Raw genomic sequence first — 14,286 nt, forward strand, 5'->3', positions numbered from 1 at the left:
AAACGGGTTCTTATGCCTCAGTTGTAAGTGTCTACCATGTCCCCGAACAAGTGTTCACTATGTCCCCGGACCGTACATCCCGCGGGAAGAGGGAGACAATCAACTGCTTTTCTTGCCCGGCTTTAGCCCACGGTGAAGCTCGTTGATGCGCTTCATCGACTTGATGGTGCGCTGCGGCTCGGTGGAGGCGACGGATAAAACAATCATCTCCAGGCACAGCAGCACCGTGCCGTGGAGCGGGATTTTGCCCTTCTCGCCGCCGCGCGGAACGTGGATCACCACGCTGGCCTCTTTGCTGAATCGGGAGTCGGTGGCATTGGTGAGCAAAATGGTGGGGATCCCCAGCCGTTTCGCTTCGCGCAGCGTGGTCTGTCCTTCCCGATGCGCGGATTTTTGCGCCATCATGATCAGCACATCCCCGCGCTGGAGACCTATCAGCTGCTCGGCCAGCCCTATTCCGGTGCGGTTAAGCGGCGTGGCGGGTAGCCCCATCCGGCTGAACAGCCTGGCGGTGTAGTCGGCCAAAATCCCGGACGCGCCAATCCCAAATATGGCAACCTGCCTCGCCTGCGCCAGCAGCGAGACCGCCTGCGCCATCGCGAAGCGGTTGTGGGGTTCAGACAACACCTCACAGGTGTGCTGATGCCCTTCCAGCACGAAATCAATGCTCGCATTGACGTCGCTGGTCAGCGTATTCACCGTGGTGGAGATCTTTTCGCTGGAGGTCACAACCGGGCCAAACCACTGCTCCAGCGTCTGCTTGAGATCGCGCAGCCCGGCGAAACCCAGCGCCTGGATGGCGCGAACGACGGTAGCGTCCGACGTTTTCAGCAGCGTCGCGATCTCCATTGCCGTCTGCTCCATCACCGCTTCACGATTTTCATTGATATAGCGCGCCACCTGCAGCAGGCGCGGCGTGAGCTGGTGCGACCGGGAGCGGAGGCGGTCGCCGAAGAGATCAACTTTACGGCTCATCGTGACGCCTCCGGCAGCGGACGTCCGGCAATCTGCGACTGGACCTGCGCGGCCATCAGCCCTAACGAGGCGAACGAGTTCGAGATGGCCTCTTCACGCGAGATCAGCACGTAATGTCCGGTGCGACAGGCATTCAGGAACTGACACCAGCCCGGCATCACCGCATCCATCGCCGCCAGTTCATCCTGCGGTTTGCCGCCCGTATCCCCGCGCCAGGTGGCGAAAACGAAATCCGCATCCAGCTCCGGCAGCCGCTCGGCACTGACGTCAATGCGTCCCCCTTCCGGGATGGACTCAATCAGCGGCGGGAAGGTAAACCCGGCATCACGCAGCACGCGGCCCAGCGAGTGATAGCTGTGCATGGCGTTGATTTTCCCCTGATTGGCCTGAATCACCGACACGCTCACTTTGCGGGTATCAATAGTCGCTTTCAGCGCCTTAATTTGCTCCTGATAGCGCCGCTCCAGAATCTTGAGCCGCGCCTGCGTGCCCGTCAGCTGCGCCAGCTTGCGGTAGATCTCCGGTGCGCCGCCGTCGAGATGATCGATACTCACCGTCGGGGCAATTTTCTCCAGCTGTTCCACCGGGGTATTTCGCGTCGGCTCGGTAATGATCAGGTCAGGCTTTGCGGCGGCGATGGCTTCAATGTCGATATCCGCAGTGCCGATAAACTTGATGTCGGAATTATCGAAGTCGACGCCGGTCAACATGCCGCTGGAGCGCAGAAAATGGCTGCCGTCCGGCCGGGTGCGGCCATGGCTCGCCACCGGCGGCACGCCAAGCTCAATCAGCGGAATAGTAATGTCCAGGTCGTGTAGCGAGACGATCCGTTTCGGATGCACCGGCACCGCCACCTTACGGTTCAGATCGTCAGTAAACATCTGCGTCGGCTCGGTCGCGCTCGCCGCAAACCCCACCAGCAACAGCAATGAAAACAGTATGCGCATGTTAATCCCCTAAAATCTGTCCCGACGCTGCCAGAGCAGCAGCAGGAAAAACGGTCCGCCAATCAGTGAAATCACAATTCCCGCCGGCAGCTGCAGCGGGAGGAATGCCAGCCGCCCGACGTTATCCGCCAGTAGCACAAGCAGCGCCCCCAGCACGGCGCTACCCGTCAGGAGCGCCGTTTGCCCGCCGCGGAGCAGCAGGCGCGCCATGTGCGGCGCAATCAGCCCGACAAAACCAATGCTGCCCACGCAGGAGACGCAGGCCGCCGTCAGCACTACCGGGGCGAGAACCCTTAGAAGCGCCAGCCGGTTTGTGCGCACGCCAAGGCCCGCTGCGGTGTGGTTACCAAGCAGCGCCACGTCCGCAGCGCGGGCGGTAACCAGCAGCAGCGCAAACGCCGGAAGCGCCCAGGCTGCGGCAATGCAGACCAGCGTCCAGTTTGCCGCGTGGAGGCTGCCCGCCAGCCATAGCATCGCCGTCTGCACGTCGCGCACGTCCGCCGTGGTCATAAAGACGCCCATTGCGGCGGCAAAGACCCACGACACGCCGATGCCGATCAGGATGAATCGCGGACGTGAGATATCGCGCGCCAGGGCCACCACCAGCAGCGCGGTGAGCAGCCCCCCGGCCATGCCAACCAGCGGCCGCCAGGCCAGGCCCAGCGCCGGGAACTGAAATATCAGCAGCAGTACCGCCGCGCTACAGCCCTCTTTCACCCCGATAAGCCCCGGATCGGCCAGGCCATTGCGGGTAATGGACTGCATTGCTGCCCCCGCCATGCCGAGCATCCCACCGCACAGCGCCGCCATCAGCAGGCGCGGCAGGCGGATATCCATCACGATGTAGCGCGTCTCTGACGTCAGGGTTTCTGGATAAAACAGCGCGCGCCCGATGGCGGAAGTGGGGATGGGCAGAGAGCCGTGCGTCAGGCCAAACCCCGTCAGCAGGCAGGCGGCCAGCGTCAGGATGACCAGACATACCAGCGTCTTTGGGCGGACCAGCGCCGAGAAGGTGCCAACGCGTAGCGCACGCAGTCCGGCGCGGTTCATTTAAACATCCTCGAGGCCATGAAGATAAAGACCAGGGCGCCAACCAGCGCGGTCATAATGCCGGTTGCCAGCTCCCAGGGCGAAAACAGCGTGCGGGCAGCGATATCCGCCAGCAGCAGAACCAGCGCCCCGCACAGGGCGGACAGCGGCACCATCACGCGCAGATCGACCGACACCAGACGGCGAACGAGCTGAGGCACCACGAGCCCAATAAAGCCGATCGGCCCGGCGAAGGAGACCGCCGCACCGCAGAGCAGCGCGATGGCCATCAGGGCAAGCAGCCGGGTTTTCAGCAGCGATACGCCAAGCCCCTGCGCCATTCTGTCGCCCAGCGCCAGCATGTTGAGCGAGGGCGACAGCCAGAGCGCCAGCGCAAAGCCCACGCCAGCCACCCACAGGGCGGCGGCAATCGTTTCACCGCTGACCCCCGCTAAATCCCCCGCCAGCCAGGTGCGCATGGCGAGCAGCGTCTGTTCATCGAGGATGAGCACCGTGGCGGTAATCGACGAGGCAAACGCCGACATCGCCACGCCGCACAGCGTGACCTTCATCGGTGTAAGCCCGGTGCGTCCGGACGAGGAGAACGTGAGCACCAGCAGAAACAGCGCCGCGGCTCCGGCGGCGGCAATCAGCGGGCGCCCAAACGGCAGCGTCATCCCCAGCGCGCTCGTCAGCACCACCGCGAGCGCCGCCCCGGCGTTGAGCCCCAGAATATGCGGTTCGCCGAGCGGGTTGCGGATCGTGGATTGCAGCAGCACGCCCGCCACGCCGAGCGCGGCCCCCGCCACCATCGCGGCGCAGAGGCGCAGCAGTCTGAGCTTGATGATGATGTTATGGTCGAAATTGCGCGGATCGAAGTGGAGGATGGCCTCCACCACCGTTTGCGGGGCGATAAAGCGGGCACCGATCCCCAGATGGGCAATCGCACCCGTTGCCAGCAGCACGGCGAACATCAGGAAAGCCAGAGAGGTGCGCATCATGGCTGTTTTGCGACCTGGCGAAACGGCATAAAGAACGGTTTACCGGTCAGCGGATTGATGGACATATGCACGTCGACATCAAACACCGCTTTAATCAGCTCCGGCGTGCAGGCGTCCCCTTCATGCAGTACGCCCTCGACTTTTCCCTGGCGTAAAAAGACCAGCGAATCGCCGTAGCTCACGGCGAAGTTGAGATCGTGCAGCACCACCACCACGGTACGTCCGTGCTCGCGCGTCAGCGTATGCAGCAGTTCGAGGATCTCCACCTGATACCGGAGATCGAGGAACGTGGTGGGTTCATCCAGCAGGATATAGGGCGTTTGCTGCGCCAGCGCCATGGCGATCCAGCAGCGCTGACGCTGGCCGCCGGACAGGCTTTCGACGGGCATGTGGGCAAACTCGGCCGTGCCGGTCAGGCGCAGGGCCTCCTCCACCGCCTGCTCATCCTCGTCGCTCCACTGGCGCATAACGTTCTGCCAGGGAAAACGCCCGCGCGAGACCAGCTCAAAGACGGTTAACCCTTCCGGCAGCAGCGGAGACTGCGGCAGGATGCCAAGCTGGCGGGCGACGGCTTTCGTCGGCTGCGCGTGGATCGCCTTGCCGTCGAGAACCGCCGCGCCGCCAAGCGGCTGAAGCAAACGCGCGATGGTACTCAGCAGCGTGGATTTTCCGCAGCCGTTCGCCCCCACCAGAACGGTGATTTTCTGCTGGGGGACCGCAAGGGAAATATCATCAACGATGATTTTTTTCTGATAACCGGCAGAAAGATTCTCCAGAACCAGACCCGGTTTTGTCGTGTTGTGAGCCACGTGCATGCCAACGTAATAAAAAAGGGAAACAAATATAAATAAAAATCATTCTCTTTTGAGAGTTTGAGGCCGCGCAATGTAGTAGTCAAGGGAAGAAACACCCTGAAAAAACCAGGGATAACGGTGTGCTACTACACTGGTCGGTAAAACAATAAAGACTTAATTTTCAATTAATTAACAGGCTACCACTGCGCTTTTCCGTTGCGTTTCAGAGATGTAGTCGATTTTTGGCTTTTTTCATTTACTACTACATTTCCGCATGATTGAATGATTCTCAATTACATGTTCGATGCCAGTTCTGGCTAACGGGCAGACCATAAAGGGCAATGACTCACAGGTTCTTCCGTAAAGCACCTTCACGGATATTTTGGGATAACAGTTGTAATGGCTACGTTCACACCTTCACTCTCTGGGATAAAAGGGCGCGCGCTCTTTTCACTGCTGTTTATGGCGCCGCTGTCGCAGGCAGCAGACACCACGGCTAAAGACGGCGAAACGCTTACCGTCACCGCCGATCCAAATGCTACGGCGGAGGCCACCAACGGCTACCAGCCGCTGAATACCTCCACCGCCACGCTGACCAACATGCCGATGCTGGATATCCCGCAGGTGGTGAATACCGTCAGCGATAAGGTGCTGGCGGATCAGCACGCCACCACGCTCGATGAAGCGCTCTATAACGTCAGCAACGTGGTGCAGACCAACACCCTGGGCGGTACGCAGGATGCCTTCGTGCGCCGCGGGTTTGGCGCAAACCGCGACGGCTCGATCATGACCAACGGCCTGCGCACCGTGCTGCCGCGCAGCTTTAACGCCGCAACCGAACGCGTGGAAGTGCTGAAAGGCCCGGCCTCAACGCTGTACGGCATTCTCGATCCGGGCGGCCTGATTAACGTCGTCACGAAGCGCCCGGAGAAAATCTTCGGTGGCTCGATTTCTGCCACCTCTTCCAGCTTTGGCGGCGGCACCGGACAGGTCGATGTCACTGGTCCGATTGAGGGCACGCGCCTGGCGTATCGCCTCACGGGCGAGTATCAGGACGAGGATTACTGGCGCAACTTCGGCAACGAACGCAGCACCTTTATCGCCCCGTCGCTCACCTGGTTCGGCGACGATGCCACCGTGACCGTGCTCTATTCGCATCGCGACTATAAGACGCCGTTCGATCGCGGAACGATCTTCGATCTCAACACTAAAAAGGCCGTCGACGTCGATCGCAAAACCCGCTTTGACGAGCCCTTCAACGTGACTGACGGGCAGTCCGATCTCGCTCAGCTTAACGCGGAATACCGCCTCAACAGCCAGTGGACCGCGAAGTTCGACTACAGCTACAGCCAGGATAAATACAGCGACAACCAGGCCCGCGTAATGGCCTACGATTCAAAAACCGGCACCCTGACCCGCCGGGTGGATGCAACCCAGGGCTCAACCCAGCGCATGCACAGCACCCGTGCGGATCTGCAGGGCAACGTGGATATCGCGGGCTTTTATAATGAGATCCTCACCGGCGTGTCGTATGAAAATTACGATCTGCTGCGCACGGACATGATGCGCTGTAAGAACGTCAAAGGTTTCAATATCTATAATCCGGTTTACGGCAAACTCGACGAGTGTACAACCGTCTCCGCCGCTGACAGCGACCAGACGCTCAAGCAGGAGAGCTACTCGGCCTACGCCCAGGATGCCCTGTACCTGACGGATAAATGGATCGCCGTCGCCGGGCTGCGCTACCAGTATTACACCCAGTACGCGGGCAAAGGTCGTCCCTTTAACGTCAATACCGATAGCCGCGACGAGCAGTGGACGCCGAAGCTGGGGCTGGTTTACAAACTGACGCCAGCAGTCTCGCTGTTTGCCAACTATTCGCAGACGTTTATGCCGCAGTCGTCCATTGCGAGCTACATTGGCGACCTGCCGCCGGAAACCTCAAACGCGTACGAAGTAGGGGCAAAGTTCGATCTGTTCGACGGCATAACCGCCAATATCGCGCTGTTTGATATTCACAAGCGCAACGTGCTGTATACCGAAAGCATCGGGGGCGAAACCATCGCCAAAACCGCGGGCCGCGTGCGCTCTCAGGGCGTGGAGGTGGATCTCGCAGGCTCGCTGACCGAGAACACCAATATTATCGCCAGCTACGGCTATACCGACGCGAAGGTACTGGAGGACCCGGACTACGCGGGCAAACCGCTGCCGAATGTGCCGCGCCATACCGGCTCCCTGTTCCTGACGTACGACATTCATAATGCGTTTGCCGGGAATACCCTGACGCTCGGCGGCGGCGGGCACGGCGTAAGCCGCCGCTCGGCGACCAACGGTGCGGATTATTATCTGCCGGGCTATTTCGTGGCGGATGCGTTTGCGGCGTATAAGATGAAGCTGCAGTATCCGGTGACGCTGCAGGTGAACGTGAAGAACCTGTTTGATAAGACCTACTACACGTCGTCGATTGCGACCAACAACCTGGGCAACCAGATTGGCGACCCGCGCGAAGTGCAGTTTACGGTGAAGATGGAGTTTTGATGTAAAAAAGCCCGGTGGCGCTAATGCTTACCGGGCCTACGATCCATTCCCTCTCCCTGTGGGAGAGGGTTAGGGTGAGGGCATCAGGCCTCAATATCCGCCATATCCCCTTTCTCCTGCAGCCAGTTACGTCGGTCTTCCGAACGTTTCTTGGCGAGGAGCATATCCATCACGGCGTTGGTTTGCTGTTCGTCTTCGTCGCTGATCGTCAGCTGCACCAGGCGGCGCGTGTTCGGATCCAGCGTCGTTTCGCGCAGCTGCATCGGGTTCATTTCGCCCAGCCCTTTAAAGCGCTGCACATTTGGTTTGCCCTTCTTACGCTTAAGCTGCTCCAGCACGCCCGCCTTCTCTTCTTCCGTCAGCGCGTAGTAAACCTCTTTGCCGAGGTCGATACGGTAGAGCGGCGGCAGCGCCACGTGAACGTGACCGTTTTTCACCAGCGTGCGGAAGTGCTTCACAAACAGCGCGCACAGCAGCGTGGCGATGTGCAGACCATCGGAGTCCGCATCCGCGAGAATGCAGATCTTGCCGTAGCGCAGCTGGCTCAGATCCTCGCTGTCCGGATCGATGCCGATCGCAACGGAGATGTCGTGCACTTCCTGCGAGGCCAGCACTTCGTCTGAAGAGACTTCCCAGGTGTTCAGGATCTTACCCTTGAGTGGCATGATCGCCTGATATTCACGATCGCGCGCCTGTTTGGCCGACCCACCCGCCGAATCCCCTTCCACGAGGAACAGCTCGGTGCGGTTGAGATCCTGCGCGGTGCAGTCCGCCAGCTTGCCCGGCAGCGCAGGGCCGCTGGTCAGCTTTTTACGCACCACTTTCTTCGCGGCACGCAGACGACGCTGGGCGCTGGAGATGGCCATTTCAGCCAGCATCTCAGCCGCCTGAACGTTCTGGTTCAGCCACAGGGTAAACGCATCTTTCACCACGCCGGAGACGAACGCCGCGCACTGGCGCGATGACAGACGTTCTTTGGTCTGACCGGCAAACTGCGGATCCTGCATCTTCACGGAGAGCACGTAGGCGCAGCGGTCCCAGATATCTTCCGCCGAGAGCTTCACGCCGCGCGGCAGAATGTTGCGGTATTCGCAGAACTCACGCATCGCGTCCAGCAGTCCCTGACGCAGGCCGTTGACGTGGGTACCGCCGAGCATGGTTGGGATCAGGTTGACGTAGCTTTCGGTCAGCAGCTCGCCGCCTTCCGGCAGCCACAGCAACGCCCAGTCCACCGCTTCGGTATCACCGCTAAAGTTACCGACAAACGGTTTTTCCGGCAGCGTCGGCAGGCCGTTTACCGCTTCGCACAGGTAGTCGTTCAGGCCATCGGCATAGCACCAGGTCTGCTCGGTGTTGTTGACGTGATCTTTAAAGGTAATTTCCACGCCCGGGCACAGTACCGCTTTGGCTTTCAGCAGATGCGTCAGGCGAGAAACGGAAAAACGCGGGCTGTCGAAGAAGCTTTCGTCAGGCCAGAAGTGGACGCTCGTGCCGGTGTTGCGTTTAGCGCACGTGCCGACAACCTGCAGATCCTGCACCTTCTCGCCGTTTTCAAACGCGATGTTGTAGACCTGACCGTCGCGACGGACGTTCACTTCCACGCGTTTGGACAGGGCGTTCACCACGGAAATCCCCACGCCGTGCAGACCACCGGAGAACTGATAGTTCTTGTTGGAGAACTTACCGCCCGCGTGCAGTCGGCAGAGAATCAGCTCAACGGCAGGCACGCCCTCTTCCGGGTGGATGTCCACCGGCATGCCGCGACCGTCGTCGATGACCTCCAGCGACTGATCGGCGTGCAGGATGACGTCAACGCGTTTGGCATGGCCCGCCAGCGCTTCGTCCACACTGTTATCAATAACTTCCTGGCCCAGATGGTTCGGGCGCGTCGTATCGGTATACATCCCCGGGCGGCGGCGAACCGGCTCAAGCCCGGTGAGTACCTCAATGGCATCAGCGTTATAGGTTTGCGTCATGATTTAAACTAGCAATTCGCATTGATTGTCAGTGGCTGTGCAGTCCAAGAAAATCGACAATCTGGGTGAAATGATCCTCAAAGCCCGTGAAAGCATGGTTTCCGCCCTCTTCTATAGTCTGGCGGCAGGAGGCGTAATACGCCACTGCCTGGCGGTAATCCAGCACTTCATCACCCGTCTGCTGCAGCAGCCAGATGAGATCCGGCGCTTCAAGCGGGTCGACCTGCATAACTTTGAGATCGTAAATATGGCGTGACTCTAGCACATATTGCTGCCCGGTGTAGGGGTTCTCGTTTTCGCCAAGAAAGTCCCTCAGCAGCTCAAATGGCCGTACCGCCGGATTAACCACAACGGCGGGCAGCATAAAGCATTGTGAGAGCCAGGTGGCATAGTACCCGCCCAGCGATGAGCCGACTACGCCAAAGGATTCACCGCCGTGTTCAAGCACGATCGATTCGAGCATTTCCGCCGCCTCCGCCGGGTACGGCGGCAGCTGCGGGATAATCATCTCAACGTGGGGGTGATGCTCGCTCAGCCACTGGCGAAACTGCGTCGCTTTTGCGGAGCGCGGCGAGCTGTTGAATCCGTGCAGATAAAGGAGCGTAGACATCAGTAGCCTTCTGAAGCGGTATCCGGGCGGAACTCTGCGCCTGCCAGACGGCAGACTTCCGTGGTCAGCGTGCCGTCGGCATGCAGTTCCAGCCAGCGCCAGCCTGGCGCGATGGTATCCAGCGTAAAGTTGGCGCAGTGCGGCTTAAACTGCACACAGGTTGACGGCGTCGCCAGCATGCGGCGTCCGTTCCAGTCGAGATCCTGTTCCTGATGGATGTGTCCGCACAGCAGGTGTTTCACGCGCGGGTATTTCGCCAGCACGCTATCCAGCGCCGCGGAGTTACGCAGGCTGTGCTGATCCAGCCAGCTGCAGCCCGCCGGCAGCGGATGATGATGGAGCAACAGCAGCGTATGACGTTCAGGTTCGGCAGCCAGTTTGGTCTCCAGCCAGTCGAGTTGAAACTCGCTTAATTCACCGTGCGGGACGCCAAATACCTGGCTGTCCAGCAGCAGGATCTGCCACTGTTCACCCGCAAATACGCACTTCGCCGGAGAAATCCCCGCATCCTGAAGGGAGCTGTACATTGCGGGCTGGAAATCGTGGTTTCCGGGCAGCCAGACGCAAGGCACGCTAAAGCTCGCGATGCCTTCAGCAAAATGCTGGTAGGCCGCGGAGGACTGGTCCTGCGCCAGATCGCCCGTTGCGACAATCAGGTCGCAGTCGCGATGTTCAGCGTGAATGGCGCTCAGTACCGCCTGATAACTCTCCCAGGTATTAACCCCCAGCAAAGTTTCATGCTTTTCGGCAAAAAGGTGGGTATCGGTGATTTGTAATATCCTGACTGGCGCCCCACCAGCAACAGTCAGGTTCAACAGGCTTTCCAAATGGTGTCCTTAGGTAGGTTTATGACGCTAACAAACCGGAATCGCCATTGCTCCATGTGCTAAACAATATCTTAGCCAGTCGGCTAAAAACTGGTTAATTTGATGCTTTTCGTCGCGTTGATGCAACTTTTTATTCGGATAATCATACCGCGCCTTGAAGCGAAAGATCTGCTGACTTGAACACACTTCAGCGACCATCGCGTCATGATAGAGACGCACCGTCATTGACGGCAGGCTCCAGTAGCTGATGCTGGGCGCTGTTTGTTCTATTTCCACCAGCGTAGTGTAGCGCGTTGATTCTGTTATCGTTAACCGATACTGCGCGTTGCTCACCTGATAGCTTACCGTTTCGCCGGGTGCGTCGTTTCTCGGCAGCAGGCGGCGCAGCTGTGCGAAATTGGTTTCGCACAGGCGCATCATTTCTGGGAAGTCAGGCGTATAGCGCTTCATTTTTTCCACTCGTTTCGTAATGTCTGATAATGCAGCTGCAGCCATTGCAGGGCGATGACAGACGCTGCGTTGTCGATTTTCCCCTCTTCTACCCACTGATAAGCCTGTTCCCGGCTCACCACATGAACCCGAATATCTTCGTTTTCATCAGCCAGACCGTGAATACCTTCTGCGGTCGTGGCGTCCACTTCGCCCACCATAATGGATAAGCGTTCGCTGGTGCCACCCGGACTCGCCAGATAGCTCAACACTGGTTTTGTGCGGCCTACCACCAGCCCGGCCTCTTCCAGCGCCTCGCGACGGGCGACGTCTTCAACCGACTCGCCCTCTTCGATCATCCCTGCCACCATCTCCAGCAGCCACGGGCTTTCACTGGTGTCATACGCGGCAATGCGGATCTGCTCCACCAGCACGACTTCGTCACGCACTGGGTCAAAGGGTAGCAAGACAGCCGCATGCCCGCGCTCAAAAATTTCACGTCTGATTTCGCCGCTCATTTCACCGTTGAACAGGCGATGCCTGAAACGGTAAAGATCCATCGAAAAAAAACCGCTATAAAGCGTTTCTCGTGCAATAATTTCTACATCGTTTTTGGCGAATGTCACGGGCAACTTTTCTGGTTTTTGCATGAGTCGAGTCCTGGTAGCAATGGTGATGAAATTATGAATTTCAAGGCTGTTTGGCTGCCGTTTGTAAGGCTATATGGTAGATTGGTGCAAATTACCGCCAGATGGCACGTAACGCCAACCTTTTGGTGTGGATGATTCTGTTAGAATCGGCAATTATTTTTTAATTAGATCAGCGCTAATACTGCTTCACAACAAGGAATGCAAATGAAGAAATTGCTCCCCATCCTTATCGGCCTGAGCCTGACGGGCTTCAGTGCAATGAGCCAGGCGGAAAACCTGTTACAGGTCTACCAGCAGGCACGTCTGGGCAACCCTGATTTACGTAAATCAGCGGCCGATCGTGATGCTGCGTTTGAAAAGATTAACGAAGCGCGTAGCCCACTGCTGCCGCAGTTAGGTTTAGGTGCAGATTATACCTACAGCAACGGTTTCCGCGACGCTAACGGCGTTAACTCCAATGCTACCAGCGCCTCACTGCAATTAACACAGACGCTGTTTGATATGTCCAAATGGCGCGCCCTGACCCTGCAGGAAAAGAGCGCGGGCATCCAGGATGTGACCTATCAGACCGACCAGCAAACGCTGATCCTGAATACTGCCACCGCGTACTTCAACGTGCTGAGCGCCATTGACGCGCTCTCCTACACCGAAGCGCAGAAACAGGCGATCTACCGCCAGTTGGATCAAACCACCCAGCGCTTCAACGTGGGTCTGGTGGCGATCACCGACGTGCAGAACGCCCGTTCACAGTACGACACCGTGCTGGCCAACGAAGTGACCGCGCGTAACAACCTCGACAACGCGCTGGAATCCCTGCGCCAGGTCACCGGGAATTACTATCCTGAGCTGGCTTCCCTGAACGTCGACAGCTTCAAAACGGATAAGCCGCAGGCCGTTAACGCCCTGCTGAAAGAGGCGGAAAACCGCAACCTGACGTTGCTGCAGGCGCGTCTGAGCCAGGACCTGGCCCGCGAGCAAATTCGTCAGGCGCAGGACGGCCATCTGCCAACCCTGAGCCTGAGCGCGTCCACCGGCGTTTCTGACACGACCTACAGCGGCTCTAAAACCAATTCTGCCCAGTATGACGACAGCAATATGGGTCAGAACAAAGTGGGCCTGAGCTTCTCTCTGCCGCTGTACCAGGGCGGTCAGGTAAACTCTCAGGTGAAACAGGCGCAGTACAACTTTGTTGGCGCGAGCGAGCAGCTGGAAAGCGCGCACCGCAACGTGGTGCAGACCGTGCGTTCGTCCTTCAACAACGTGAACGCGTCTATCAGTAGCATCAACGCCTATAAACAGGCCGTTGTGTCTGCACAGAGCTCACTGGACGCGATGGAAGCCGGTTACTCCGTTGGTACCCGCACCATCGTTGACGTGCTCGACGCGACCACCACGCTCTACAACGCGAAACAGCAGCTCTCCAGCGCACGTTACCAGTACCTGATTAACCAGCTGAACATCAAGCAGGCTCTGGGTACGCTGAACGAGCAAGACCTGCAGATGCTGAACAGCGCGCTGGGCAAACCGGTCTCTACCTCGCCGGACAGCGTTGCGCCGGAGAACCCGGAGCAGGTTGCCGCCGTTGATAACTTCAACGCTAACGGCAGCGCCCCTGCCGCACAGCCAGCGGCCGCGCGTAGCACGGCACCTGCAAGCAGCGGTTCTAACCCGTTCCGTAACTAAGAGTGTTATCACGCCCTCTCTCACCGGGAGAGGGCGCAGCTGAATCACACCCGAACGTAAGCCAACGTAAAGATCCCCCTGATTCCGCCCCTCTTCGCTTCATTTTCAACCACTCATCCACTATCCTGAGCGTTATTACCACTGGGTCCTGGAAGACAAACATGAAACGGACAAAAACGATTAACCACGCGTCGTTCCGCAAAAGCTGGAACGCACGCCATCTCACCCCTGTTGCGCTGGCAGTAACCGCGGTCTTTATGCTGGCAGGCTGTGAGAAAAACGACGAAACGGTTTCGCTGTATCAAAACGCGGACGATTGCTCCGCCGCAACCGGCCAGACAGCAGAATGTAAAACCGCCTACACCAACGCCCTGAAAGAAGCGGAACGCACCGCGCCGAAATACGCCTCACGCGAAGACTGCGTGGCGGAATTTGGTGAAGGACAGTGTCAGCAGACGCCAGCTCAGGCAGGTACTGCGCCGGAAAATCAGGCGCAGGCGCAGTCCAGCGGCAGCTTCTGGATGCCATTAATGGCAGGCTACATGATGGGCCGCCTGATGGGCGGCGGTGCGGGCTATCAGCAGCAACCGCTGTTTAGCTCGAAAAACCCGGCCAGCCCGGCTTATGGTCAATATACCGATGCCAGCGGCAAAGGCTATGGCGCAGCGACCCCGGGCCGCACCGTGACCGTCCCGAAAACCGCGATGGCGCCGAAGCCTGCGACCACCAGCACCATCACCCGCGGTGGGTTCGGTGAGTCTGTGGCGAAACAGACCAGCATGCAGCGTAGTGCAACAGGCACTTCCACTCGCTCAATGGGCGGCTGA

Annotated in this window: 13 protein-coding genes; 3 read left to right on the forward strand and 10 right to left on the reverse strand. The window is 58.8% G+C overall.

From position 1 onward, the window contains the following. Positions 1 to 99: 99 nt before the first annotated feature. From IM291_RS18965 to IM291_RS18985, 5 genes are read right to left on the reverse strand one after another with little or no spacing between them, the layout of a single operon-like run. Positions 100 to 975 carry a MurR/RpiR family transcriptional regulator gene (locus tag IM291_RS18965; protein ID WP_028014433.1) on the reverse strand — a complete coding sequence of 292 codons (876 nt, stop codon included), beginning with the start codon at positions 973 to 975 and terminating at the stop codon, positions 100 to 102. Continuing rightward, positions 972 to 1,922, reverse strand: a complete 951-nt coding sequence (locus IM291_RS18970; protein WP_192971897.1) for an iron-siderophore ABC transporter substrate-binding protein — start codon at positions 1,920 to 1,922, stop codon at positions 972 to 974. Before IM291_RS18970 ends, IM291_RS18965 begins: the two co-directional genes overlap by 4 nt. A gap of 9 nt (positions 1,923 to 1,931) precedes the next feature. After that, on the reverse strand, positions 1,932 to 2,972 hold the full coding sequence (locus tag IM291_RS18975; protein WP_192971898.1) for an iron ABC transporter permease: 1,041 nt from the start codon (positions 2,970 to 2,972) through the stop codon (positions 1,932 to 1,934). Further along, entirely contained in the window at positions 2,969 to 3,952 is a 984-nt protein-coding gene (locus IM291_RS18980; RefSeq protein ID WP_192987498.1) for an iron ABC transporter permease, read from the reverse strand. Before IM291_RS18980 ends, IM291_RS18975 begins: the two co-directional genes overlap by 4 nt. After that, on the reverse strand, positions 3,949 to 4,761 hold the full coding sequence (locus IM291_RS18985) for an ABC transporter ATP-binding protein (RefSeq protein ID WP_126817121.1): 813 nt from the start codon (positions 4,759 to 4,761) through the stop codon (positions 3,949 to 3,951). The genes IM291_RS18980 and IM291_RS18985 overlap by 4 nt, the downstream gene beginning before the upstream one ends. Before the next feature lie 384 nt (positions 4,762 to 5,145). Here IM291_RS18985 and IM291_RS18990 point away from each other — a divergent pair, with 384 nt between their 5' ends. Continuing rightward, on the forward strand, positions 5,146 to 7,284 hold the full coding sequence (locus tag IM291_RS18990) for a TonB-dependent siderophore receptor (RefSeq protein ID WP_047367385.1): 2,139 nt from the start codon (positions 5,146 to 5,148) through the stop codon (positions 7,282 to 7,284). Positions 7,285 to 7,367: 83 nt separating this feature from the next. On the opposite strand, the gene parE is transcribed toward IM291_RS18990, so the two are convergent. The 5 genes from parE to nudF are packed head-to-tail and all read right to left on the reverse strand — an operon-like array spanning position 7,368 to position 11,776. Beyond that, a complete protein-coding gene (gene parE / locus IM291_RS18995; RefSeq protein WP_028014439.1) occupies positions 7,368 to 9,260 on the reverse strand; it encodes a DNA topoisomerase IV subunit B in 1,893 nt (630 codons plus the stop codon). A gap of 28 nt (positions 9,261 to 9,288) precedes the next feature. Continuing rightward, entirely contained in the window at positions 9,289 to 9,870 is a 582-nt protein-coding gene (gene yqiA / locus IM291_RS19000) for an esterase YqiA (protein WP_041908103.1), read from the reverse strand. Then, complete coding sequence (cpdA, locus tag IM291_RS19005; RefSeq protein WP_028014441.1) at positions 9,870 to 10,697, reverse strand: 3',5'-cyclic-AMP phosphodiesterase; 828 nt, start codon at positions 10,695 to 10,697, stop codon at positions 9,870 to 9,872. The genes yqiA and cpdA overlap by 1 nt, the downstream gene beginning before the upstream one ends. Before the next feature lie 27 nt (positions 10,698 to 10,724). Continuing rightward, on the reverse strand, positions 10,725 to 11,147 hold the full coding sequence (locus tag IM291_RS19010) for a DUF1249 family protein (protein WP_003862516.1): 423 nt from the start codon (positions 11,145 to 11,147) through the stop codon (positions 10,725 to 10,727). After that, positions 11,144 to 11,776 carry an ADP-ribose diphosphatase gene (gene nudF, locus IM291_RS19015; RefSeq protein ID WP_028014443.1) on the reverse strand — a complete coding sequence of 211 codons (633 nt, stop codon included), beginning with the start codon at positions 11,774 to 11,776 and terminating at the stop codon, positions 11,144 to 11,146. Before nudF ends, IM291_RS19010 begins: the two co-directional genes overlap by 4 nt. Before the next feature lie 204 nt (positions 11,777 to 11,980). On the opposite strand from nudF, the gene tolC reads away from it, so the two are divergent. Together tolC and IM291_RS19025 are read left to right on the forward strand one after the other, a co-directional pair. Continuing rightward, on the forward strand, positions 11,981 to 13,459 hold the full coding sequence (gene tolC, locus IM291_RS19020; RefSeq protein ID WP_028014444.1) for an outer membrane channel protein TolC: 1,479 nt from the start codon (positions 11,981 to 11,983) through the stop codon (positions 13,457 to 13,459). Between the two features lie 161 nt (positions 13,460 to 13,620). Further along, entirely contained in the window at positions 13,621 to 14,286 is a 666-nt protein-coding gene (locus IM291_RS19025) for a DUF1190 family protein (protein WP_049000611.1), read from the forward strand.

Source organism: Enterobacter cloacae complex sp. P27C (assembly GCF_014895705.1).
Classification (GTDB): domain Bacteria; phylum Pseudomonadota; class Gammaproteobacteria; order Enterobacterales; family Enterobacteriaceae; genus Enterobacter; species Enterobacter bugandensis.

Excerpts from the sequence above, each read along its gene's own strand:
- IM291_RS18965 (WP_028014433.1), bottom strand. The coding sequence starts at position 975 with ATGAGCCGTAAAGTTGATCTCTTCGGCGACCGCCTCCGCTCCCGGTCG.
- IM291_RS18970 (WP_192971897.1), bottom strand. The coding sequence starts at position 1,922 with ATGCGCATACTGTTTTCATTGCTGTTGCTGGTGGGGTTTGCGGCGAGC.
- IM291_RS18975 (WP_192971898.1), bottom strand. The coding sequence starts at position 2,972 with ATGAACCGCGCCGGACTGCGTGCGCTACGCGTTGGCACCTTCTCGGCG.
- IM291_RS18980 (WP_192987498.1), bottom strand. The coding sequence starts at position 3,952 with ATGATGCGCACCTCTCTGGCTTTCCTGATGTTCGCCGTGCTGCTGGCA.
- IM291_RS18990 (WP_047367385.1), top strand. The coding sequence starts at position 5,146 with ATGGCTACGTTCACACCTTCACTCTCTGGGATAAAAGGGCGCGCGCTC.
- parE (WP_028014439.1), bottom strand. The coding sequence starts at position 9,260 with ATGACGCAAACCTATAACGCTGATGCCATTGAGGTACTCACCGGGCTT.
- yqiA (WP_041908103.1), bottom strand. The coding sequence starts at position 9,870 with ATGTCTACGCTCCTTTATCTGCACGGATTCAACAGCTCGCCGCGCTCC.
- IM291_RS19010 (WP_003862516.1), bottom strand. The coding sequence starts at position 11,147 with ATGAAGCGCTATACGCCTGACTTCCCAGAAATGATGCGCCTGTGCGAA.
- nudF (WP_028014443.1), bottom strand. The coding sequence starts at position 11,776 with ATGCAAAAACCAGAAAAGTTGCCCGTGACATTCGCCAAAAACGATGTA.
- tolC (WP_028014444.1), top strand. The coding sequence starts at position 11,981 with ATGAAGAAATTGCTCCCCATCCTTATCGGCCTGAGCCTGACGGGCTTC.
- IM291_RS19025 (WP_049000611.1), top strand. The coding sequence starts at position 13,621 with ATGAAACGGACAAAAACGATTAACCACGCGTCGTTCCGCAAAAGCTGG.